Origin of the sequence: Micromonospora sp. D75, from assembly GCF_018070405.1 — a bacterium.
GTDB lineage: Bacteria > Actinomycetota > Actinomycetes > Mycobacteriales > Micromonosporaceae > Micromonospora > Micromonospora chalcea.
The window spans coordinates 1-23,520 of record NZ_JAGPXV010000015.1; the positions used below are offsets into that span (position 1 = coordinate 1).

General features: G+C 73.9%; 19 protein-coding genes. 13 read left to right on the plus strand and 6 right to left on the minus strand.

Going from position 1 to position 23,520, the window contains the following annotated elements; all coding sequences use genetic code 11:
* The 6 genes from KBX39_RS02080 to KBX39_RS02105 form a co-directional block, all read left to right on the plus strand.
* A partial coding sequence (locus tag KBX39_RS02080) for a phosphopantetheine-binding protein (RefSeq protein ID WP_210868912.1) occupies positions 1-299 on the plus strand: 299 nt, incomplete at its 5' end.
* A gap of 29 nt (positions 300-328) precedes the next feature.
* A complete protein-coding gene (locus KBX39_RS02085) occupies positions 329-1,282 on the plus strand; it encodes a TauD/TfdA family dioxygenase (protein WP_104114545.1) in 954 nt (317 codons plus the stop codon).
* 1 nt (position 1,283) lies between these two features.
* Entirely contained in the window at positions 1,284-1,472 is a 189-nt protein-coding gene (locus tag KBX39_RS02090; protein ID WP_043324625.1) for an MbtH family NRPS accessory protein, read from the plus strand.
* Positions 1,469-4,588, plus strand: coding sequence for a non-ribosomal peptide synthetase (locus KBX39_RS02095; protein ID WP_210868914.1), 3,120 nt, complete (start codon positions 1,469-1,471; stop codon positions 4,586-4,588). Before KBX39_RS02090 ends, KBX39_RS02095 begins: the two co-directional genes overlap by 4 nt.
* A complete protein-coding gene (locus tag KBX39_RS02100; RefSeq protein ID WP_210868916.1) occupies positions 4,588-10,074 on the plus strand; it encodes a non-ribosomal peptide synthetase/MFS transporter in 5,487 nt (1,828 codons plus the stop codon). The genes KBX39_RS02095 and KBX39_RS02100 overlap by 1 nt, the downstream gene beginning before the upstream one ends.
* A 95-nt stretch (positions 10,075-10,169) precedes the next feature.
* Positions 10,170-11,819 (plus strand): DUF885 domain-containing protein, encoded by a 1,650-nt coding sequence (locus tag KBX39_RS02105; RefSeq protein ID WP_210868918.1) that lies wholly within the window; start codon positions 10,170-10,172, stop codon positions 11,817-11,819.
* Here KBX39_RS02105 and KBX39_RS02110 read toward each other — a convergent pair.
* Both KBX39_RS02110 and KBX39_RS02115 read right to left on the minus strand, forming a co-directional pair.
* Entirely contained in the window at positions 11,765-12,979 is a 1,215-nt protein-coding gene (locus tag KBX39_RS02110) for a hypothetical protein (RefSeq protein ID WP_210868920.1), read from the minus strand. The two genes, KBX39_RS02105 and KBX39_RS02110, sit on opposite strands and share 55 nt — an antisense overlap.
* A gap of 43 nt (positions 12,980-13,022) precedes the next feature.
* Positions 13,023-13,535 carry an NUDIX hydrolase gene (locus KBX39_RS02115; protein WP_210868922.1) on the minus strand — a complete coding sequence of 171 codons (513 nt, stop codon included), beginning with the start codon at positions 13,533-13,535 and terminating at the stop codon, positions 13,023-13,025.
* Between the two features lie 146 nt (positions 13,536-13,681).
* On the opposite strand from KBX39_RS02115, the gene KBX39_RS02120 reads away from it, so the two are divergent.
* Complete coding sequence (locus KBX39_RS02120; RefSeq protein WP_069088202.1) at positions 13,682-14,176, plus strand: type II toxin-antitoxin system PemK/MazF family toxin; 495 nt, start codon at positions 13,682-13,684, stop codon at positions 14,174-14,176.
* Between the two features lie 9 nt (positions 14,177-14,185).
* Here the strand turns inward: KBX39_RS02120 and KBX39_RS02125 are convergent, their stop codons facing one another.
* Positions 14,186-14,821, minus strand: coding sequence for a GGDEF domain-containing protein (locus KBX39_RS02125; RefSeq protein ID WP_043324610.1), 636 nt, complete (start codon positions 14,819-14,821; stop codon positions 14,186-14,188).
* 227 nt (positions 14,822-15,048) lie between these two features.
* Between KBX39_RS02125 and KBX39_RS02130 the strand changes: the two genes are divergently transcribed.
* The 4 genes from KBX39_RS02130 (at position 15,049) to KBX39_RS02145 (ending at position 18,744) form a co-directional block, all read left to right on the plus strand.
* On the plus strand, positions 15,049-15,306 hold the full coding sequence (locus tag KBX39_RS02130) for a DUF397 domain-containing protein (protein WP_030502645.1): 258 nt from the start codon (positions 15,049-15,051) through the stop codon (positions 15,304-15,306).
* A 102-nt stretch (positions 15,307-15,408) separates the two neighbouring features.
* Positions 15,409-16,296 (plus strand): helix-turn-helix transcriptional regulator, encoded by an 888-nt coding sequence (locus KBX39_RS02135; protein WP_043324606.1) that lies wholly within the window; start codon positions 15,409-15,411, stop codon positions 16,294-16,296.
* A gap of 75 nt (positions 16,297-16,371) precedes the next feature.
* Entirely contained in the window at positions 16,372-17,220 is an 849-nt protein-coding gene (locus KBX39_RS02140) for an SAM-dependent methyltransferase (protein ID WP_064446517.1), read from the plus strand.
* A gap of 84 nt (positions 17,221-17,304) precedes the next feature.
* Complete coding sequence (locus tag KBX39_RS02145) at positions 17,305-18,744, plus strand: serine/threonine-protein kinase (protein WP_069088203.1); 1,440 nt, start codon at positions 17,305-17,307, stop codon at positions 18,742-18,744.
* 3 nt (positions 18,745-18,747) lie between these two features.
* On the opposite strand, the gene KBX39_RS02150 is transcribed toward KBX39_RS02145, so the two are convergent.
* A complete protein-coding gene (locus KBX39_RS02150) occupies positions 18,748-19,440 on the minus strand; it encodes a carbon-nitrogen hydrolase family protein (RefSeq protein ID WP_210868924.1) in 693 nt (230 codons plus the stop codon).
* Positions 19,441-19,506: 66 nt separating this feature from the next.
* Between KBX39_RS02150 and KBX39_RS02155 the strand changes: the two genes are divergently transcribed.
* A complete protein-coding gene (locus KBX39_RS02155) occupies positions 19,507-20,280 on the plus strand; it encodes a DedA family protein (protein WP_210868926.1) in 774 nt (257 codons plus the stop codon).
* On the opposite strand, the gene KBX39_RS02160 is transcribed toward KBX39_RS02155, so the two are convergent.
* Together KBX39_RS02160 and gdhA are read right to left on the minus strand one after the other, a co-directional pair.
* Positions 20,244-21,641: a S9 family peptidase gene (locus tag KBX39_RS02160; protein WP_210868927.1), complete on the minus strand. Its 1,398-nt coding sequence runs from the start codon at positions 21,639-21,641 to the stop codon at positions 20,244-20,246. The two genes, KBX39_RS02155 and KBX39_RS02160, sit on opposite strands and share 37 nt — an antisense overlap.
* 151 nt (positions 21,642-21,792) lie before the next feature.
* Positions 21,793-23,124, minus strand: coding sequence for an NADP-specific glutamate dehydrogenase (gdhA, locus tag KBX39_RS02165; protein WP_210868929.1), 1,332 nt, complete (start codon positions 23,122-23,124; stop codon positions 21,793-21,795).
* A 92-nt stretch (positions 23,125-23,216) separates the two neighbouring features.
* Here gdhA and KBX39_RS02170 point away from each other — a divergent pair.
* Positions 23,217-23,520, plus strand: a 304-nt coding sequence (locus KBX39_RS02170; RefSeq protein WP_210868931.1) for a MazG-like family protein, incomplete at its 3' end; no start/stop codon positions are given.

Consider the following 23,520-nt stretch of genomic DNA (forward strand, 5'->3'; position numbering starts at 1 on the left):
CACCGGGCACCGAGCTGGAGAAGACCATCGCCCAGGTGTGGCGCGACGGTCTCGGCGTCACCGACATCGGCGTGGACGACGACTTCTTCGCCCTCGGCGGCAACTCGCTGGTCGCCGTGCAGCTGATCGCCGCCATGCGCAAGGCGACCGGGGTGCGGCTGCCGATGCGCAGCCTCTTCGAGACCCCCACGGTGGCCGGCCTGGCCGCCCGGATCGAGGAGCTGCGCGCTGAGGCGCCCGCCGACCAACCGGCCGTCCCGGCGGCGATCCCGGCCATCCCGCGGCTGCCCCGCGGCTGACATCCGACGGAACAAGGAGACACCGCACCATGAGCGAGACAACCGCGACGCTGCCGGTGGTCGTCGAGAACGACGGCCGGCCGCTGACCGACCTCATCGCCGCCCGGCGCGCCGAGCTGCGGGACACCCTCGTCGCCAGCGGAGGGCTGCTGTTCCGCGGCTTCGACGTGGGTGGCGTGGACGGCTTCGACCAGGCCGTACGGGCGCTGGCCGGCGAGCCGCTGACCTACACCGAGCGCTCCTCGCCCCGGCACTCCATCAAGGGCCGGGTCTACACCTCGACCGACTACCCGCCGGACGAGGAGATCTTCCTGCACAACGAGAACTCGTACCAGGCGCGCTGGCCGCTGACGCTGTTCTTCTACTGCGTCACGCCGCCGGACAGCCAGGGCGCCACGCCGCTGGCCGACGTGCGCCGGGTGTACGAGCTGATCGACCCGGCGGTCCGCGAGGAGTTCGTCCGCCGCCGCTGGATGCTGGTGCGCAACTTCCACGGCGACTTCGGTACCCGCTGGCAGGAGGTGTTCAACACCGAGAGCCGCGCCGAGGTGGAGGCGTACGCGGCGGACAACGGGATCACCGTGGAATGGGTCGGCAAGGACGGCCTGCGTACCCGCGCGGTCCGGGACGTGGTGCACCACCGGCCGGGCTCGGACACCCCGCGCTGGTTCAACCACGCCACCTTCTTCCACCTGAGCACGCTGCCGGCCGACTACCAGGAAGGGCTGCTGGCCATGTTCGGCGCCGACGGGCTGCCGTCGAACACCTACTACGGCGACGGCGGCGAGATCCCCGCCGACGTGATGGACCACCTGCGCGCCGCCTACCGGGCGGCCACGGTCCGCTTCGACTACCAGCGCGACGACGTGCTGGTGGTGGACAACATGACCGCCGCGCACGGCCGGGAGCCGTTCACCGGCCCCCGCAAGATCGCCGTGGCGATGGCCGAGCCGCACACCCCCGACACCGCAGGAGCGAACTGACATGGCCGAATCCCGATTCCTGGTCGTCCGCAACGACGAGGAGCAGTACTCGATCTGGTCGGCCGACCGCGAGCTGCCCGCCGGCTGGCACGACACCGGCTTCGCCGGCAGCCGCGAGGAGTGCCTGGCCCACGTGGACGAGGTCTGGACCGACATGCGTCCCCGCTCGGTGCGCGAGGCCCTCTCATGACCCAGGAGTGGACGTTCCCGGCCTCCTACGCCCAGGAGCGGGTGTGGATGGCCAACCAGCTCGACGCCGGGTCGCCGGTGTTCAACGTCTCCTTCCCGTGGATGTTCCCCGCCGACGTGGACGCCGAGACGGCCGGCGACGTGGTCAACCGGGTGATCGCCCGGCACGAGGCGCTGCGTACCCACCTGCGGGTCGACGACGGCGCGCTGGTGCAGGTCGTGCGCGCCCACGAACCGGCGCCGCTGCCCGTCACCGACGTCACCCATCTGCCCGCCGGTGAGCAGCGCGGCGAGTTCGAGCGGATCCGCGGCGAGATGGCGCGCGCCCCGATCCCGATGGACGCCGCGCCGCTGTGGCGGGCCCGGCTGATCCGCATGGAGGACGGGCTCGCGCTGGCGTTCGTGGCGCACCACGCCGTCTTCGACAGCCACTCGGCGGTGCTGTTCCACCACGAACTGGTCGCGTTCTGCGAGGCCGCGCGCACCGGCGCCGAGCCCGCCGTGCCCGAGCTGCCTATCCAGTACGCCGACTTCGCGGTCTGGCAGCGCCAGCAGCTCACCGGCGAGGAACTGGACCGGCAGCTCGCCTTCTGGACCGGCCACCTGGCCGGAGCGCCGCCGGTGATCGGCCTGCCGCTGGACCGGCCCCGTCCGGGCCAGCTCGGGTTCGCCGGTGACGAGGTGCGCTTCACGCTGCCCGACGGGCTGCTGGACCGGATCGGCACGCTGGCCACCGGCGCGCAGGCCACCCCGTACATGGTGCTGCTGGCCGGTTTCGCGGCGCTGCTGTCGCGGATCTCCGGCGACACCGACGTGGTGGTGGGGGTGGCCACCGCGGGCCGCGACAACCCGGAGCTGGCGCCGCTGATCGGCATGTTCGTCAACCCGGTGGCGCTGCGCTGCGACGTCTCCGGCGACCCGGCGTTCGCGGCGCTGCTCGGCCGGATCCGCAACGGCCTGATCGACGCCATGGAGCACGGCCAGGCGCCGTTCCAGAAGATCGTCGAGGCGGTCGACCCGCAGCGGGACCCGTCGGTGCAGCCGATCTTCCAGACCGCCCTGAACTGGATCCCGGACTCCGGCCTCGACCCGGTGGAGCTGGGCACCACGAAGGACGACCTGGCCTTCGACATCACCACCGGGGAGTGCCGCCTGGTCTACCGGACCGAGCTGTTCGACCGGGAGACCGCCGAGGCGGTGGTGCGCCGCTACGTGCGGCTGCTCGCCGCCGCCGTCGCCGAGCCGCAGCGCACCGTCGCCGCGCTGCCGCTGCTCACCGACGACGAACATGACCTGGTGCTGGGCGCCTGGAACGACACCGCCCACGACGTGCCGGCGAGCACTGTGGTCGACGAGGTGCAGCGGCAGGCCGCCGCCACCCCGGACGAGCCGGCGCTGGTCTGCGACGGCGCGACGCTGCGCTACGCCGAGCTGAACACCGCCGCGAACCGGCTGGCCCGGCTGCTGGTGGCGCGCGGGGCCGGCCCGGAGACCCGGGTCGCGCTGGCCCTGCCCCGCTCCTGCGACCTCGTCGTGGCGATGCTCGCCGTGCTGAAGGCCGGCGCCGCGTACGTGCCGGTGGACACCACGTACCCGGCCGGGCGGATCGCGTACCTGCTCACCGACGCCGCGCCCGCGCTGGTGGTGGCCGACCCGGACACCGCCGCCCTGGTGCCCGGCGACGCGCTGGTGCTCGACGGCGAGGTCGGCTCCGACCAGCCCGGCGACGACCTCACCGACGCCGACCGGGTCGCCCCGCTGCGCCCCGAACATCCCGCGTACGTGCTCTACACCTCCGGCTCCACCGGCCGGCCCAAGGGCGTGGTGGTCGAGCACCGGGCGGTGACCGCGTACCTGGCCTGGGCCCGGGCCACCTACCCGGGGCTTTCCGGGGTGGCGCTGCTGCACTCGCCGGTCTCGTTCGACCTCACCGTCACCGGCCTGCTCGGCACGCTCACCGCCGGCGGCACGGTACGGCTCGCCGCGATCGACGAGCCCGCCGCCCGCGCCGGTGGGCGGCCGACCTTCCTCAAGGTCACGCCGAGCCACCTGCCGCTGCTCGACGGCGAGCTGTCACCGACGACCGACCTGGTCATCGGCGGCGAGGCGCTGACCGGTGAGCAGCTCGCCGCCTGGCGGGCCGCGCACCCCGACGTGGCGGTGATCAACGAGTACGGCCCGACCGAGGCCACTGTGGGCTGCGTCGCGGCCCGCATCGCCCCCGGCGAGCCGGTCGGGTCCGGCCCGGTGCCGATCGGCACGCCCACCTGGAACACCCGGGCACTGCTGCTCGACACCGCGCTGCGCCCGGTGCCGCCGGGCGTGGTGGGGGAGCTGTACGTCACCGGCACGCAGCTCGCCCGCGGCTACCACGAGCGGCCCGGCCTGACCGCCGAGCGGTTCCTGCCCTGCCCGTACGGCCCGCCCGGCGCCCGGATGTACGCCACCGGCGACCTGGCACGCTGGCGCGCCGACGGCACGCTGGACTACCTGGGCCGCCGCGACGACCAGGTCAAGGTGCGCGGCATGCGGATCGAGCTGGGCGAGGTCGAGGCGGCGCTGCTGGCCCACCCGGACGTACGGGCCGCCGCCGCGGCGGTCCGCGCCGACGGCGGCGAGCCGATGCTCGTCGGCTACCTGGTGGGGCCGGCCCACGAGGACTCGGTCCGCGCCGAACTGGCCCGCGAGCTGCCGGCGCACCTGGTGCCGGCCGCCCTGGTCCGGCTGGACGCGCTGCCGCTGACCCCGAACGGCAAGCTGGACCGCGCCGCGCTGCCCGCCCCGGCGACGGCCGAGACGGCGCAGGACAGCTACGTCGCGCCCCGCACCGAGGCCGAGGCCCTGGTCGCCGAGGTGTACGCCGACATCCTCCAGGTGGAGAAGGTCGGCGCCCACGACGACTTCTTCGCCCTCGGTGGCAACTCGCTGCGCGGCATGCGGGCGATGGCCCGCATCCGCGCCGAGGTGGACGTGGAGCTGCCCATGCGGGCGCTGTTCAGCAGCCCCGTGGTGGCGGACCTGGCCGCCCAGATCGAACAGCGGATCGCCGCCGAGCTCGACGGCCTCTCCGACACCGAGGTCGCCGCGCTGCTCGCGGCGGAAGAGGGAACCAACTGATGACCGACCTGAAGGATCCGGCCCGCGAGGCGGCCCGGCAGGCGCTGATCGCCCGACGGCTACGCGCCCGCCAGACCGCAACCGCGGCCCGGATCACCCCCCGCCCGGCCGGCGCCGAGGTGCCGCTGTCCTACGCCCAGGAGCGGGTCTGGTTCATGGACCAGCTCGCCCCGGGCGAGGCGGCGTACCACATCGCGGTGCCGCTGCGGGTGCGCGGACCGCTCGACGTGGACGCGCTGCGCGCCGCCCTGACCGCGCTCGCGGACCGGCACGAGTCGCAGCGCACCCGCTTCCCGGCCGACGCCGACGGCCGCCCCACGGTGGTGATCGCGGACACCGCGGACGTGCCGCTGACGGTGGTGGACGCGCCCGACGAGGCCGCCGCGCAGGTGCTGGTCGAGGCGGCGGCGGCCGAGCCGTTCGACCTCGCCGAGGGGCCGCTGCTGCGGGCCCTGCTGATCCGGCTCGCCGCCGACGACCACGTGCTGTTCCTGGCCCAGCACCACATCGTCGGCGACGGCTGGTCGGTGGACGTGCTGCTGCGTGACCTGATCACGCTCTACCGGGGCGGCGAGCCGCCCGCCCTGCCGATCCAGTACGGCGACTTCGCCGTCTGGGAGGCCCAGGAGCTGGACGGCACGCAGGCGCGGGCGCACGTCGACTACTGGAAGCAGCGGCTGGCCGGCATCACCCCGCTGGAACTGCCGCTGGACCGGCCCCGCCCGGCCACCCAGACCTACCGGGGCGACTTCGTCGAGTTCCAGCTCGACCCGGCCGCCACCGAGGCGCTCAACACGCTCACCCGCGACAGCGGCGGCACGCTGTTCATGACGTTGCTCGCCGCGTACCAGGTGCTGCTGGCCCGGCACTCCGGGCAGGACGACTTCGCCATCGGCGCGTCGGTCGCCGGACGGTCCGCGCCGGAGCTGGAGAACCTCGTCGGCATGTTCATCAACATGCTGCCGCTGCGCGCCGACCTGGCCGGCGACCCGACCTTCGCCGAGCTGCTGGAGCGCACCCGCCGCACCGTGCTGGACGGTTTCGAGCACGCCGAGGTGCCGTTCGCCAAGGTCGTGCACGAGCTGGGCCTGCCGCGCGACGTCAGCCGCTCCCCGGTGTTCCAGGCCATGTTCGTGCTGCAGAACTACGAGATGGGCCGGTTCACCGGCGTGTCCCGTACCGACGAGGTCACGTTCACCTGGACCCCGATGGAGTTGCGGGCCACCCGGTTCGACTTCGAGCTGCACGCGGTCGAGACCGTCGACGGGCTCTGGGGCAAGCTGGTCTTCAACACCGACCTGTTCGACCGGGCCACCGTGGAGCGGATGGCGCAGCGATGGACCGCGCTGCTGGACGCGGTCGTCGCCGCGCCGGACACCCCGGTCTCCCGGCTGCCGCTGCTGCCCGCCGCCGAGCGGGAGCTGCTGGCCGCCTGGAACGACACCAGCGCGGACTTCCCGCGCGCCGAGACGCTGCACGGCCCGATCGAGGAGCGCGCCGCGGCCACCCCGGACGCGGTGGCGGTCACCATCGACGGGCACAGCCGCACGTACGCCGAGCTGAACGCGCAGGCCAACCGCGTCGCGCACCGGCTGCGCGCGGCCGGCGTCGGCCCGGAGACCCTGGTCGGGGTCTGCGCGGAACGCTCGGTGGAACTGGTCGCCGGGCTGCTCGGCGTGCTCAAGGCCGGCGGCGCGTACCTGCCGCTGGACCCGGAGTACCCGGCCGACCGGCTCGCGTTCATGGTCGGCGACGCGGACGCGCCGGTGGTGCTGGTCCAGTCGCACCTGCGCGACGTGCTGCCCGACACCGGCGCCACGGTGCTCGAACTGGACGACGCCACCGTGTGGAGCGGTCAGCCCGACACCGACCCGGCGCCGGCCGCCGGGCCGGAGCACCTGGCGTACGTCATCTACACCTCCGGCTCCACCGGCCGCCCGAAGGGTGTGCCGAACACGCACCGGGGCATCGTCAACCGGCTCGACTGGATGCAGAAGACGTACCGCCTCGGCGCCGACGACGCGGTGCTCCAGAAGACCCCGGCGAGCTTCGACGTGTCGGTGTGGGAGTTCTTCTGGCCGCTGCGCACCGGCGCGCGCCTGGTGCTGGCCAAGCCGGGCGGTCACAAGGACGCCGGCTACCTGCGTGACCTGCTGGTGTCCGAGCGGATCACCACCGCCCACTTCGTACCGTCGATGCTCACCGTCTTCCTCGCCGAGGACGGCGTGGAGGCGGCCACCGCGCTGCGCCGGGTGATCTGCTCCGGCGAGGAGCTGCCGCTGGCCTCGGCGGCCGACTTCACCGCCCGGCTGCCCTGGTGCGGCCTGCACAACCTGTACGGCCCGACCGAGGCGGCCATCGACGTGACCGCCTGGGCGTGCGAGCCGGACCGGCTGGCGCAGGTGACGAGCGTGCCGATCGGCGCGCCGATCGCCAACCTGCGGCTGCACGTGCTCGACCCGTCCGGCGCGCAGTGCCCGGTCGGGGTGGCCGGTGAGCTGCACATCGGCGGTGTCGGGCTGGCCCGCGGCTACCACCGCCGGCCGGCGCTGACCGCGGAGAAGTTCGTCCCCGACCCGTTCTCCGCCGAACCGGGCGCCCGCCTCTACCGCACCGGTGACCTCGCCCGCTGGGTGATCGGCCCGGACGGCGCCGGGGTGATCGAGTTCCTGGGCCGCATCGACCACCAGGTCAAGCTGCGCGGCCTGCGCATCGAGCTGGGCGAGATCGAGAGCGCGCTGCGCGAGCAGCCGGGCGTCACCGAGGCCACGGTGATCGTCCGGGAGGACAGCCCGGGCGACAAGCGGCTCACCGCGTACCTGGTGGGGGCGGCCGAGCACGCCGCGCTGAAGGCGGCGCTGAAGGACACGCTGCCCGAGTACATGGTGCCGGCCGCGTTCGTCACGCTCGACGCGCTGCCGCTGACCCCGAACGGCAAGCTGGACCGCAAGGCGCTGCCCGCGCCGGTGGTCACCCGCGAGGCGTCGGTGGCGCTGGTCGAGCCGCGCGACGACACCGAGCGGGCGCTGGCCGCGATCTGGTCCGAGGTGCTCGGCGTGGACACGCTCGGCATCGACGACGACTTCTTCGACCTGGGCGGGCACTCGATGCTCGCCACCCAGGTGGTCGCGAAGATCCGCAAGGCGGAGCTGGGCGGCCGGGCGGTCGGCGTGATGGACCTGTTCCAGCAGCGCACCATCCGCGACCTGGCCGCGTTCATCTCCGGCGACGCCGCCCAGGAGGGGCCGCGCCGGCTGCTCTACGAGCTGACCAAGCCGATCCCGGCGGGCAAGCGGGTGCTGACGTACGTCTGCGTGCCGTACGGCGGCGGCAGCGCCATCGTCTACCAGCCGCTGGCCGACGCGCTGCCGGCCGGGTACGGGCTGTGGTCGCTGGCCATCCCCGGCCACGACGTCGGCCTCACCGAGGACGCGCTGCCGTTCGAGGAGCTGACCAGCCGGGTCGCCGACGAGATCCTGGAGCGGGTCGAGGGACCGATCGCCCTGTACGGCCACTGCGGCGTGGGCAGCGCGATCGTCGCCGAGGTGGCCCGCAAGGTCGAGGCGTCCGGCCGGGACCTGGAAGCCGTCTACATCGGCGCGATGTTCCCGTTCGCCCGCCCCAAGGGCGTCTTCTCGGCGGCCCGCAACAAGCTGGAGCAACTGCGCAGCAACAAGCACTACGCGAGCTGGCTCAAGTCGATGGGCGTGGACACCGACGAGCTGGACCCGGAGCAGGCCGACCGGATCATCAGCAACATGCGGGCCGACTCCCGCGCCTCGGAGGAGTACTTCACCCGGCTGCTGGACAAGCAGGCGACGAAGCTGCGCGCGCCGATCATCTCGGTGGTCGGCTCCGAGGACCCGGTCACCGACTACTACCGCGAGCGGTACACCGAGTGGCAGTTCCTCAGCGACACGCTCGGGCTGGTCGTGCTCGACCAAGCAGGTCACTTCTTCCTCAAGTACCGTGCCGAGGAACTGGCCGAGATCGTCACGCAGGCGCACCCGGCGGTGGTCGCCGGTGACATCGGCGCGCTGAGCCCGCAGGCGCGGGGTGAGGACGCCGGCTGGGCGGTGGCGGACACGCTGCGCGTGGGCGTGACCCGCAAGGCCAGCACCGCGGTCAAGCCGAGCATGGGCCGCTTCCTGGCCATCACGGTCGGGCAGCTCGTCTCCAGCACCGGCTCCGCGCTGACCGCGTTCGCGCTGCCGATCTGGCTGTTCAACCGCACCGGCTCGGTGGCCGACCTCGGTCTGCTGTGGGCGCTGGCGCTGATCTGCGGCGTGCTCATGCTGCCGGTCGCCGGCGCGCTGGTGGACCGGGTCAGCCGCCGCCGGATCATGATGACGGCCAGCTGCTTCGCCGGCTCCATCCAGCTGGTGCTGGCCAGCCTGCTGTGGACCGACAACCTGGTGCTCTGGCACATCTACCTGCTGGTGGCGCTGAGTTCGGTGGCCGGATCGTTCCAGCGGATCGCGTTCCAGTCGGCGGTGCCGCAGCTGGTGCCCAAGCGCTACCTCGGGCACGCCATGGGCATCACCCAGCTGTCCACCGGTGTGGCCACGCTGCTCATGCCGGCGTTCGCGGCCGGCCTGCTCGCCACCATCGACCTGAAGGGCATCCTGCTCGTCGACGTGGCCAGCTACGTGCTCGCGGTGCTCACGCTCGCCGTGGTCCGCTTCCCGGACGCGCTCGGCTGGCGGCCCCGGGAGCGGCTGCTGGTGGCCATCGCCAACGGCATGCGCTACTCCTGGCGGCACCGCGGATTCCGGCTGATGCTCGGCTACTTCGCGCTGGGCAACATCTTCCTGGCGCCCGCGCTGGTGCTGATCACCCCGTTGGTGCTGTCGTTCGGCAGCCCCACCCAGGTCGCCCAGGTCGCGCTGGCCGAGGCGGTCGGCGCGGTGCTCGGCGGCATCCTCATGTCGCTGTGGGGCGGGCCGCGCAAGCGCCGCATGATCGGCGTGCTGATCGGCAACCTGGGCACCGCGATCGGCTGCATGCTGATCGGCCTGGACGCCTCGGTGGCGATGATCTGCGTCGGGTTCTGCTGGCTGGCCATGTCGATGACCACCGCGCAGTCGATCTACGCGACGATCGTCCAGGTGAAGGTGCCGCAGCGCTTCCACGGCCGGGTGTTCAGCCTCAACCAGACCATCTCCTGGTCCACGCTGCCGATCGGGTTCGCGCTGCTGGCGCCGGGCGCCACCGCGCTGTTCGAGCCGATGCTCGCGCCGGGCGGAGCGCTGGCCGGCACGGTGGGCGCGGTGATCGGCACCGGACCGGGCCGGGGCATCGGGTTCGCGTACATCTGTTTCGGCGCGGCGCTGGTCCTGGTCACGCTCGGCGGGTTCGCGATCCGGCTGCTGCGCCGCTTCGACATCGAGGTGGAGGATTCCCTGCCGGACGACCTGATCGGCGCCCAGGAGCGTGAGAAGCGTCTGGCCGCCAAGGCGGAGAAGAAGGAGCTCGTCTCGGTCTGACCTCGCCTCCCATCCGGTTGATCAAGGAGTTCGTGTCCTTTCCGGGCGTTCCGGCCGGCACGAACTCCTTGATCACCGGGGGTAGCATCGGTGCGATGGGCGAGGACGTCACCGACACGCTGCTGCGGGAGATGGGGCGCCTCGATCCGTGTGTGGCGGTGGTCGAGGCCGGTGAGCAGGACGTCGACGGGCTCACCGACTACAGCCCGGAGGGTCACCAGGCCCGCGCCGATCTCGCCGCGCGCGCCCTGCGCCGGATCGAGGCGCTGCCCGCCACGAGCCCGCTGCACGAGCACCTCGCCGAGCGGCTGCGCGCCCGGATCGCCTTCCACGCCGCCGGGGAGGACCTGCGGGAACTGCACGTCGCGGCCACCGGCCCGCTCCAGCTCATCCGCCAGTGCGTCGAATCAGCGGTCCCGGGCCGCGACGCCGGGGACGCGGCCTACGAGGACGGCTGGGCCCGCGTCGGCGCGCGCCAGGCCGCGATCCCGGCATCCCTGGACGGGTACGCCGCCAGCCTGCTGGTCGCCGCCGAACGCGGTCACCTGCCCACACGACGCCAGGTGGACCTGGTGACGCAGCGCTGCCGCACCTGGATCGACGAGGACACGGCGCTCGTGCAGCGCTACGGCGACGGGCCGCAGCGCGCGTCGTTGCAGGCGGCGGCGCGGGACGCGCGGGAGGCGTACCGGAGGTTTGCCACGACGCTCACCGCGGACCTCGCGCCGCTCGCGCGCGACGACGAGGCGTTCGGCCCGGCGCGGTACGCCCTCTGGGTGCGGACCTTCCTCGGCACGGAACCGGACCTGCGCGAGCTGTACGAGTGGGGCTGGGACGAGTTCACCGCCATCGAGGCGGACCTGGTCGCGGAGGCGAGAGCCCTGGGTGGCGCCGTGCCCGAGGTGCTTCAACGGCTCGACCGCCCCGACGCGCCAGGTGTGCTGCGCAGCCGGGACGAGTTCGCCGCCTGGCTCCAGGAGCTGCTGGAGGCCACCACCGAGCGGATGCACGGCACGCACTTCGACATCCCCGCGCCGCTGCGCCGCATCGAGTCCCGGGTCACCACGTCGGGCGGCACCGCCTACATCGCGCCGTCGCGGGACCTGACCCGGCCGGGCCGGGTCTCGTGGCTGCTGCCCGACGGTCAGGAGCGCTTCCCGACCTGGTGGGCGTACAGCACCGCGTACCACGAGGGCGTCCCCGGCCACCACCTGCACCTCGGCTCGGAGGCGTGCCGGGGCGGCCCCGGGCAGCGGCTGAACCTGCTCGGCGGGCTCTCCGGCGCCCAGGAGGGCTGGGCCCTGTACGCCGAAGGGCTGATGGACGAACTCGGACTCTACGAGCAGCCGGGCGCCCGGCTGGGCCACCTGTTCATGCAGTTGCTGCGGGCGGCCCGGGTGGTGCTCGACATCGGCCTGCACCTGAAGCTGCCGGAGCCGTCGGGCAGCACGCCGTGGACGCCGCAGGCCGCGCTGGACCTGCTGCGCGACCGCTGCCACCAGGGCCCGTACGCGCCACTGGAAGTGGCCCGGTACCTGGGCCGGCCCGGGCAGGCGCTCACCTACAAGGTGGGGGAGCGGGTGTGGCGGGACGGACGCGCGGCGTTCCCCGGCGACCGGCGCGCGTTCCACAACCGGGCGCTGGAACTCGGCTCGCTGGGACTGGACCAGCTCGCGAGCGCGCTTCCCGCCTATCCGGCCTCGTCGGCGGGCAGCTCCTCCGGGTCGGCCACCCAGGCGGAGTAGACAGGCAGCGCGTGCCACGGGCCGCCGGCCGGGTCGGTGGTCACCGCGACCACCGCGTACGGGTGACCGAAGCGCAGCTCCGCGACGCGGGCGACCCCCTCCGGCGGCAGCGCTGTCGCCCGGCCGAACGCGGTCACCGCGGCGGCCTCGAAGCCGTAGCGGCCGAACCGGGCCACCGCGGACTGCGCGGCGTCGAACCCCGGCCCGGTCAGGCCCAGCAGCTCGCCGAGCGCCCGCGCCGCCGCGTCGAAGCCGAACCCGGGCGTGGCCAGGTCGTGGCGGCTTTGCGCCGACCAGCAGGGCAGCACCGCGGTGGCGCGTTCCTCCCGGCCGTCGTCCGCGTACGTCCGGGTCGGCTCCTCCCGCAGCGTCCACAGCGGCGTCTCGCCCAGCGGCAGGTCGAACAGCGACCGGCGGCCCGGCATGGCGTCCGGCAGGAGCGCGGCGGCGCTCGCCAGCTCCTGCGCGGCGGCCAGCACGTCGACGGCCGGCACGTCGGGCGCGGCGGCCACCGACACCACGAGCATTCCGGCGCCGTCGTCGCCGGTGCGGGCCGGCACCGCGTGCGCCGCCACGTCACCGGCCCGGTCGGTGGCCGCCACCCAGCACCGGTGCCCGAACGGCGGCGTACGCAGCACCCGGCTCAGCCGGCCCGACCAGGCGCTGCCCGCGCCCAGCTCCGCGCCGGGGGCGGTGTCGAACGGATCGGCCCACGACACGCGGGTGGCCAGCGCGTTGGCCAGGAGCAGCAGCGTGTCCGGGGTGACGTCGACGGGGAAGCTGTCGATCAGCCCGCCGGTACGCTCCCGGGCCCAGCCGTCCAGCGTGGCCTGGTCGGGCAGCGGGCCGCGTTCGGCGTTCTCCGGCAGCGCGGCCCGCCACGCGGCCAGCTCCGGCGCCGGAGCGCGCTCCCACAGCCCGGTGGCCGCGGCGACCATCGGGTGCGGCGCGCCGAGCAGCGCCCGGGCCTCCGCGGCGGCGTCGTCCGGGTCGGCGTCGAGCGCCTCGGCCAGCGCCGCCCGGGTCTCGCCGGTGGCGGCCGGGCCGGTCAGCGCCAGCAGCAGCCACGCGCCCAGCGGCGAGGCGACGTGGTGGGTGTCGCCGGCGGCGCGGTGCAGCCGCTCGGCGTAACGGGCCAGTGGTGCGTGCAGGGGAGTCACGGCTCCACTCTGCCCGCTCACGCGCCGGGTGGCACGCCCGCGCTCAGGACCACAGCTCGAACGGCTCGTCGATCTCCTCGCCGGCCAGGAACGCGGGCAGCAGTTCGGGCAGCCGCCCGGGATAGCAGCGCGGCCGATCGGCGAGCACCTCGGCCAGCGGCCACCAGCGGAACCCGAAGTAGTCCTCCACCTCGTAGTCCAGCCGCAGCGCCTCGTCCACGTCCGGTCCGGGGCCGGACAGCCGTACCGCCACGATCACCTCGTCCTGGAGGTGGCGGCGCTGCCGGTGCCGGAAGCTGGCCCGCCGCCGCCACGTCGGCGCGCCCACCTCGTCCGGACCGATCGCGATGCCGGTCTCCTCGCGCAATTCGCGGACCGCCGCCTCCCGGTAGGTCTCGCCCGGGTCCAGCCCGCCGCCGGGCAGCTCCCACCACACGCCGAGGTCGGGGTGGTCCGGGTCGCGGGTGTGGAACAGCAGCAGGTGGTCGGTGGCGTCGAGCACCACCAGCCGTACCGCGCTGCGCTCGAACACCGGCAGATCATCGGGTAGCCGCACGCCCCCAGCGTAAGGAAGGGCCCCTTATTAACGCCTCCGGTAGTAGAGGGGCCCCCTATTAACAGGGGCATCCCGCACGGCACCGTCCACCCGACCGGGCGACCCGATTCCCGGGCGGTCGTACCCCGGCCGATAGGCTGCCCGCCGTGGCAGGTCTGTTGAAGAACGTGGCGTCGCGGCTCGGCCGGATCACCCGGGCCGTGCCCGCCCCGCCCCGCACGGGCGCGCCGATCCCGGCTCAGGTCGCGCGCCGCCGCCAGGTCAACGCGCTGCAGCGCCGCGAGTTGTCGTACGCGCCGGAGCCGGACGGCCAGGCCGACCCGGGCGAGATCGTCTGGACGTGGGTGCCCTACGAGGACGACCCCCGCCAGGGCAAGGACCGCCCGGTGCTGGTGGTCGGACGGCACAGCCGCACCTTGTTCGGGCTGATGCTGTCCAGCCAGAGCGACCGGGACGGCCAGCGGCACTGGCTGGCGCTCGGCCCGGGGGAGTGGGACCGGGACAACCGGCCCTCCTGGGTGCGCCTGGACCGGGTGCTCACCATGCGCGAGGACAGCATCCGCCGCGAGGGCGCGGTGCTGGACCGGCCACGGTTCGACCGGGTCGGGCAGGCGCTGCGCGCCGGCTACGGCTGGCGCTGACCGGGCCGGTCAGTACTCCGCGACGAGCTGCCGGGTCGGGCGGGCCGCGCCGAGCGTCTTCGCCTCGTACATGGCGGCGTCGGCGCGGCACAGCGCGTCGGTGAGCTGCGTCGGGCAGTGCACCGGCGCGAGCCCGACCGAGGCGGTGACCTGGATGCTGCGCGCGCCCAGCGGGATGGGCGCGGCGAGCGCCTCGCAGAGCCGCCGCGTGGCGTGCTCGATCCACCGGCGGTCGGCCGTGGGGCTGGCCAGCAGGCCCGCGAACTCGTCGCCGCCGAGGCGGGCCACCAGGTTGTTGCCGGCGAACGCGGCGAGCCGCTGCGCGACGCTGATCAGCACCTGGTCGCCGGCGGCGTGCCCGTAGCGGTCGTTCACCTGCTTGAAGTTGTCCAGGTCGAGCACGACCGCTACCAGTGGCTGGCCGGCCGGGTCGGTGAGCAGGGTGGCTGCGAGCCGGAAGAACGCGCGGCGGTTGGGCAGGCCGGTGAGCGGGTCGTGGCTGGCCGCGTGCCGTTCGGCGGCCAGTTCGGCCTGGAGCAGCTCGATCTCGGCCTCGGCGCGTACGGCGCGGCGGCGCAACTGCCAGGCCGAGATGAGGGCCCCCGCGGCGGATATGCCGGAGGCGACGGTCATCGGATCCGGCACGCGCGTCCTCCTCACCGCAGTCCCCTAGCCGCGCGCGGCGGCATCCGGAGGCCGGGTTCGGGTCACCGAATGTGAGCGACCCGGCACACCGTACGTTTCGGCTATCATGCTCTCCGTCCATTGCAGATGCAATAGCAGATGCACGTGCATCTCACTCCTCAGTCGACAGACGTCGCCACCCACCGCTCCTCCCCGCGGCCTCGGCTGGCTCATCCCGAAGGACGCCCATGCAACAACCGCCGAACGGTGTGCCCGTGCCCGAGCTGCCCCCGATGCGCTGGTCGAAGAGTCGTCGCAGCAACCCCAGCGGCAACTGCGTCGAGTTGGCCGAGCTGCCCGGTGGCACCGGAATCGCGGTCCGAAACTCCCGGCACCCGGAGGGCCCGGCGCTGATCTACACAGTGGACGAGATCGCCGCCTTCGTGCTCGGCGCGCGCGACGGCGACTTCGACCACCTGATCCCGCCGTCCCGCACACGGGACTGATTAACCGCTCCGGAGGAGTTCACCTCACTGTCGGTTCATGGCATGCTTACTCGTCGGCCGGGGGGCGCCCGGCCGGGGCAGTCGGGATGCGAGGGCGGTCAGGTGGCGACGGTGCCCGTCGAGGGTGGTCCGACAAGCGGGCCCACCGTGCTGCGCATGTTGCTCGGTGGGCAGCTGCGGCGACTCCGTGAGAGGGCCGGGGTCAGCCGGGAGACGGCCGGCTGGGAGATCCGCTCCTCCGAGTCGAAGATCAGCCGGATGGAGCTGGGCCGGGTCGGCTTCAAGGAGCGCGACGTGGCCGACCTGCTCACGCTCTACGGCGTGACCGACGCCGGCGAGCGCGAGTCGCTGCTCAAGCTCGCCCGGGACGCGAACAGCCCCGGCTGGTGGCACCGCTACGGTGACGTGCTCCCCGCGTGGTTCCAGGCGTACCTGGGGCTGGAGGCCGCCGCCGCGCTGATCCGTACGTACGAGGTGCAGTTCGTGCCCGGGCTGCTGCAGACCGCCGCGTACGCCCGGCAGGTGATCCTGCTCGGGCACCGCGGCGCGTCGGCGGCGGAGCTGGACCGGCGGGTGGAGCTGCGGATGCAGCGCAAGGAGCTGCTGCGCCGCAGCAACCCGCCGCAGTTGTGGGCGGTGCTCGACGAGGCGGCGCTGCGCCGCCCGATCGGCGGGGCCGCGGTGATGCGCGAGCAGCTGGACGCGCTGATCGAGGCGACCGCCGCGCCGCACGTACGGCTGCAGATCGTCCCGTTCTCCGCCGGCGGGCACGCCGCGGCCAGCGGGGCCTTCAGCATCCTGCGCTTCGGCGACGCGGACCTGCCGGACATCGTCTACATCGAGCAGCTGACCAGCGCGATCTACCTGGACAAGCGCGACGACCTCGAGTTCTACGCCGAGGCGATGGAACGGCTGTGCGTGGAGGCCGCGCCGCCGGAGCGCACCCGTGAGCTGCTGGCCCGCCTCCGTGACGAGCTGTACCCGGCCTGACCGGGCCGGCGCTGGGCAGTACCATGATCCGCACCGGAGACAGTGGACGGTGGGACCCGAGTCGTGGAGGTGGCCTTGACCAGCGACGCAGCAGGGACGGCGCCCGTTTCCGGGCCGCTCGGCGACCGGATCGACACGACAGTGGCGCACCCCGCCCGCCGGTACAACTACTGGCTCGGTGGCAAGGACAACTTCCAGGCCGACCGGGACTCCGGCGACGCGATGGCCGCCCGGTTCCCGACCATCCGGATCAGCGCGCTGGAGAACCGGCGGTTCCTGCGCCGCGCGGTGCGTCACCTGGCGGGTGAGGCGGGCATCCGGCAGTTCCTGGACATCGGCACCGGCATACCCACCGCCGACAACACCCACGAGGTGGCGCAGGCGATCGACCCGCGCGCCCGGGTGGTGTACGTCGACAACGACCCGATCGTGCTGGCCCACGCCCGCGCGTTGCTGACCAGTTCGGCCGACGGCGTCACCGCCTACCTCGACGCGGACCTGCGCGACCCGGAGCGGATCCTGGCCCACCCGGACCTGCGCCGCACGCTCGACCTGTCCCAGCCGGTGGCGTTGATGCTGCTGGCGGTGCTGCACTTCGTGCCCGACGGCGAAGACCCGTACGCGCTGGTCGACACGCTTCTCGACGCGCTGCCCGCCGGCAGTTACCTGGCCGCCTCGCACGCCACCCACGACTACCTTCCGGCGGAGGTGGCCGCCGAGGCGAAGGCGGCGGCCCGGGGCGGTGGCCCGCACGGCGTGATCAACCTGCGCAGCCGGGAGGAGGTCGTACGCTTCTTCGACGGCCTCGAACTGGTCGAGCCGGGCATCTGCTCGGTGGCCGAGTGGCGCGCCGACGGCGAGCCGGAGCCGCGGCCGTCCGTGGTCGACGTCAGCATGTACGGCGGGGTCGCCCGCAAGCCCTGACTCGGGCGGAAGAACGCCGGAACACGGACGAAACGGGGGCGCGGGTTGGTGCGGCTGGTGCCGCGCATGGCAGCCTGGTGAATTATGTCGCCGTTCACGCCCGCCCTGCGCCTGCACGACCGCTACGTCCTGCGTGAGCGCATCGGCCTCGGCGGGATGTCCGAGGTGTGGCGCGCCGACGACGAGGTGCTGCACCGGCCCGTCGCGGTCAAGGTCCTCGCCGGGCAGCTCGCCGCCGACCCGCAACTGCGCGCGGTCATCCAGCGCGAGGCCCGCGCGGCGGCGCGGCTGACCCACCCGCACGTGACCCAGGTGTACGACTACGCCGAGGCGACGCTTGCGGGCGGCGTCGTGGTCCCGTACCTGGTGATGGAGCTGGTGGAGGGGCAGACGCTCGCCGACCGGCTGGCCGGCGGGCCGCTGGCCTGGCCGGACGCGGTCCGCACGGCCGGGCAGGTCGCCGGGGCGCTGGCCGCGGCGCACCGCATCGGCGTGGTGCACCGCGACATCAAACCGGCGAACGTGATGCTCACCGAGACCGGCGCGAAGGTGCTCGACTTCGGCATCGCCGCGCCCGCCGGCCCGCATCCGGTCACCGGGCAGACCGGCGTGCTGCTGATGGGCACCCCCGCCTACTTCGCCCCGGAACGCCTCGACCCGGGCCCGGCGCATCCGGCCGGTGACGTGTACGCGCTCGGCGTGCTGCTGTACCGCAGCCTCACCGGCCGGGCCCCGCTGCCGGTGCGCAGCTGGGACGACGTGCTGGAGGTGCGGCGCAACCGGCCGCCGGTGCCGCCGCCGCGGGTGCCCGGCCTGCCACCGGAGATCGCCGACCTGGTGCTGGCCTGCCTGGACGTGGACCCGGCGCGGCGGCCGAGCGCGGCCCGGCTCGCCGAGCGGCTCGGCGCGGGCCGCCCGGTGGATCCGCCGACCGCGATCCTGCCCACCGTGGCGCCGGTGACGCATTCGCCCACCCTGGTCGAGCGGGTTCCGGCCGCTACGGCCCGCCCGGTCGCGCCGGGGCGTCCCGGCGCGCCGCCGCGTCCGGCGGTCTCCTCGAACCGGCTGTTCGGGCTGCTGGTCGCCGGCGCCGTGGTGCTGCTGCTCGCGGTGGTCGGCTCGCTGGTGTGGGGTGACGGCTCCGGCGCCCCGCCGGCCGCCGCGCCCACGACTGGCCCCACGACCGGCGCCGCCGAGCCGCCCGCGCCCGAGCCGAGCAGCGCGGCGCCGCCGTCGACGGCGGCCGAACCGGTGACGCTGCGGCAGCTCGGCGACCGGTTCGACGAGTTGCTCGACCGGGCCGAGTCGATCGGGCTGATCGAGCGCAAGGTCGCCGACGACCTGCGCAAGAAGGTCGCCGATCTGGACCGGGGCAAGCCGAAGGACCGGGAGAAGCGGGTCGAGGATCTGCGCGAGAAGATCGACGACGCCGCCGAGGACGAGAAGATCGACCCGGTCACCGCCACCGCGCTGCGCAAGCTGCTCGACGGCTACGAGCGGCTGCGCGGCGGCGACGAGGGCTGAGTGTCACCGCAGCGTGGCGGTGACCACCTCGCCGGTGTCCGTACCGGCCCGGGCCACCGGCTCACCCGCCGGTGACCAGATCCCCGAACCACCCGCGGCGCGCGCGTACCCGCCTCCGGTCGAGCCGGCGAAACTCGCCGTCGCCACCCACACGCCGTGCGCGGCGGCGACCCGGCGGGCGCGTTCGTCGGGCACCGCCGCGTCGTCGGCCGACTCCAGCACCCCGGCCAGGTAGGCGTCCGCGCCGAGCGCCACCGTCGCCGCCGCGTGCTCCGGCGTGCCGGTGTCCTTGCAGACCGCCAGGCCCAGCCGCCAGCCGTCCACATCGAGCACCGCCGGCTCCCGGCCCGGCCGCATGTGCTGCGGCTCCGCGCCACCCAGGCACATCTTCCGGTACGCCACCCGCACGCCCTCGGCGTCGATCGCGAGCACCCCGATGTGCGGTCCGGGCACCGGCGCGCCGGCCAGCGCCAGCGTCCCGGTCTCGGCGCACGCCGCGCGCAGCGGCGCGAGCCGGGGATCGTCCGGGTCCAGCGGCGCGGCGTCCAGTTCGTACCCGGTCAGTGACATCTCGGGGAAGACCACCACGCGGGCGGCGGCGGCGCGCACGGCGTCGGCGTGCCGTGCCGCGTTGCCCGCGACGTCGCCGGAGGGGGTGAGCGGCTGGGCGACGGCGATCCGCAACGGCGTACGCATGGCGTACACGATAATGGTTTCCATGACGCGTGGTCGTCCGCAGCTTCGCCCCGTAACGTTGGTCGGATGATCGGAAACGCACAGCTGCTCGCCGGCCCCCGGGTGAGCGCCGCGCGGGCGGCAGAGCCGTCCGGTGACGGAGTGACCGGCTGGGTCACCGGCCTGATGGAACGGCTCGGCGGTCCCGGCGCCGGCCTCGCGGTGGCGCTGGAGAACCTGTTCCCGCCCATCCCCAGCGAGGTGATCCTGCCGCTGGCCGGCTTCACCGCGAGCCAGGGCAAGATGAGCCTGGTCGGTGCGATCGTCTGGACCACGATCGGGTCGATCGTGGGCGCGCTGGCGCTCTACTACATCGGCGCGGCCCTCGGGCGGGACCGGATGCGCGCCCTGGCCGAGCGGCTGCCGCTGATCAAGCTGGAGGACGTGGACCGCACCGAGGCGTGGTTCCTGCGCCACGGCGTCAAGGCGGTGTTCTTCGGCCGGATGATTCCGATCTTCCGCAGTCTCATCTCCATTCCGGCCGGGGTGGAACGCATGCCGGTGCCGGTGTTCCTGCTCTACACCGCGCTGGGCAGCCTGATCTGGAACACCACGTTCGTGCTCGGCGGGTACTTCCTCGGCGAGCAGTGGCACGTGGTCGAGGCGTACGCGGGCACGTTCCAGAAGATCGTGATCGTGGCCGTGATCGCCGGGTTCTGCTGGTTCGTGGTCAGCCGGGTCCGCCGCTCGCGCCGGAGCGCCCTCGCGGCGGAGGCGGCGCCGACGCCGGAATCGGCGCCGGAGTCGGCCCGGCAGGGCACCGTCTACCGCGGCGGCTGGTACGGCCGCGAGGAGGACTGAGCCGGGCAGGGCGGATAGAGCGGGCGGGTGCCGGCCCCGGCGGCCCGGGCGGCCTGGTCGCTGAACCGGCAGCCGAAGTCCGGCGCCGCCACCGCGCGCCGGTCGGTGACCGCGTCGCCGGCCGGGCGCTTGCCGGTGCGGACCCAGCGGGTCAGGTCGTCCCAGGCGGCGCCGGCCTCGGCCGGGCTGAACTCGCAGTGCTGCGCGGTACGCACGGCCCGCTGCACCAGCAGCCGGGACCGGCCGTGCCGGGCCACGTCCCGGGCGTACGCCTGCTCCATGCCGAACGGCACGAACAGGTCACCGAGGCCGTGCAGGCTCAGCACCGGCGCGGTGGGCCGCCCGGCGATCCGGGGCACCTCGGTCAGACTCGGCGAGAGCCGCTGGCGCAGGTTCTCCGGCGCGACCCGCTGCACCGTCGCGTTCAGGTCGACCGGCTGGTTCGGCGCGTACCTGGTGAACAGGTTCGTGGCGAGCTGGCCGGGCCGCCGGGCGGGGGAGCCGTCCGCCTCGCTGACCGCGATGCCGAACAGGAAGTCCTTCCAGACCGCGAACGCGGCGTCGGCGCCCGGCCGCGGCCCGCCGGAGCGCTCCACGGTGACCGCGCGCAGCTGCTTGCCCAGGTCGTTCGTGGTGTCGGGGCCGCCCGGGGCCAGTCCGGCCAGGCCGAGCGTGACCTGGATCCGGGGCACCGCCGAGGTCAGGTAGTCGGGCGGCGTCGGGTACGCGCGCACCCCTGCGAGGGCCTGCGCGACCAGGTTGTAGTCCAGGAAGAAGTCGAACAGCTCCTGGTCGCCGAGCACCCCGCACATGGGCAGCGCCCCGGCGTAGAAGCCCGGGTACTGTTCCAGCGAGCGGCCGATGACGTGACCGCCCATCGACACCCCGGCGATCAGCACCCGGTGCGGGCGCCGGACGGTACGGCTGAACAGATCGGCCAGGGCGCGGGTGCTGCGCACGCCGGAGCGCACGTCGTAGCCGTTGCGGTCGTACGACGACGACGCCCACGCGTACCCCTGGGTCACCAGGCGCTGCCGCAGGTCGAAGCCGGGCGGCTCCGGCGACAGCTCGGTGCCCTGGCCGCGGTAGCCGTGCGCCCACATGACGAGGTCGCCGTTCCAGCGCCTGGGGATCTCGATGACGTACCCGGCGTTGGCGTGCACGCCCTGCCGCACGGTGGTGGCTGCGCCGCCGACGACAAGTGGCGGCAGCGGCGGGTTGACGATGGTGTAGCCGGGCAGCGGGCCGCTGCCGTCGTCGCGGCCGGTGGCGGCGGCGGGGGCCGCGCCGGTGAGGCCGAGCGTCAACGTGAGGGCAGCGCCGACGGCGAGCAGCCGGCGGCGGACGGGTGAGGGCTGCATCGCTGCTCCCCGGGGACGGGTGCCACCCCGGGACGGGGGCGACGACGCGGGACGGATGCCTACCGACCGGTAGCGCCCTGAACCTAGGCCGGGCGTCGAGAGCTGTCAATCACTGACCGACCGCTCGGTCAGCGTCCGTCCCGCCGTCCGCTCACACCAGGCCGTGCGCCAGCATCGCCTCGGCCACCCGCCGGAACCCCTGGATGTTCGCGCCGGCCACGTAGTCGCCGGGCAGGCCGAACTCCTCCGCGGTCGCCCAGCACCGGTCGTGCACGTCCCGCATGATCTCGCGCAGCCGCTGCTCCGACTCGCCGAACGTCCACGTGTCGCGGCTGGCGTTCTGCTGCATCTCCAGCCCGCTCACCGCCACGCCGCCGGCGTTGGCCGCCTTGCCCGGCGCGAACCGCACCCCGGCCCGGCCGAGGATCCGCACCGCCTCCGGCGTGGTGGGCATGTTCGCCCCCTCCACCACCGCGACACACCCGCCGGCCACCAGCGCGGCGGCCTCCGCGCCGCCGATCTCGTTCTGCGTGGCGCAGGGCAGCGCCAGGTCGCAGGGCACCTCCCAGACGTTGCGGTCCGGGACCGCCACGGCGTTGCGCGCGTGCTCGGCGTACTCGGCCAGCCGTCCCCGGCGCTGCTCCTTCAGCTCCCGCAGCAGCGCCAGGTCGATGCCCTTCTCGTCGACCACGTAGCCGCCGGAGTCGGAGCACGCCACCACCGTGCCGCCGAGCTGGTGCACCTTCTCGATCGCGTAGATGGCGACGTTGCCGGAGCCGGACACCACCACCCGCTTGCCCTCCAGGCTGTCACCCGCCTGCCGGAGCATCTCGTCGGCGAAGAACACCGCGCCGTACCCGGTCGCCTCCCGGCGCGCCTGCGCGCCCCCGTACGCCAGGCCCTTGCCGGTGAGCACGCCCGCGTCGTACCGGTTGGTGATCCGCTTGTACTGCCCGAACAGGTAGCCGATCTCCCGGCCGCCCACCCCGATGTCCCCGGCCGGCACGTCGGTCTGCGGGCCGATGTGCCGGTACAGCTCGGTCATGAAGCTCTGGCAGAACCGCATCACCTCGCGGTCGGAGCGACCCTTCGGGTCGAAGTCCGCGCCGCCCTTGCCGCCGCCGATCGCCAGGCCGGTCAGCGCGTTCTTGAAGATCTGCTCGAAGCCGAGGAACTTCACGATGCCCAGGTAGACCGACGGGTGGAAGCGCAGCCCGCCCTTGAACGGGCCGAGCGCGCTGTTGAACTCCACCCGGAAGCCGCGGTTCACCCGTACCCGGCCCTGGTCGTCCTCCCACGGCACCCGGAAGATGACCTGCCGCTCGGGCTCGCAGATCCGCTCGACCACCTCGGCGTACTCGGGATGCCGGGCCAGGGCCGGACCGATGCTCTCCAGTACCTCGCGGACCGCCTGGTGGAACTCGGGCTCTCCCGGGTTCCGGGCGACCACGCCGGCGAACACCGACTCGACGGTCTCCGGCATCACGGGCACCTCCTCTCGCCTGGGCCGCAGACCTGCTGGCCTGCGTCGCCCCAGGATACGAACGGTCTGCGCGATCAGGTTCACTGGTCGCCGTGGACGCCACCATCTGGACAACGGCGCGGGACGCGCGCGCCTGGCTGGACGCCGCGAACGGCCGCGGCGACACCGAGCTGACCTGTCGCATCCTCAAGATCGGCGAGGAGGCCGGCGAGGTCGCCGCCGCCTGGATCGGGATGCTCGGGCAGAACCCGCGCAAGGGGGTGACGCACACCCGCGAGGAGGTCGCCGCCGAACTCGCCGACGTGGCGTTCACCGCGCTCGTCGCCATCGAGAGCCTCGGCCTGGACGCCCACGCCGTGCTGACCACGTGCGCCGACAAGGTGCGCTCCCGTACCG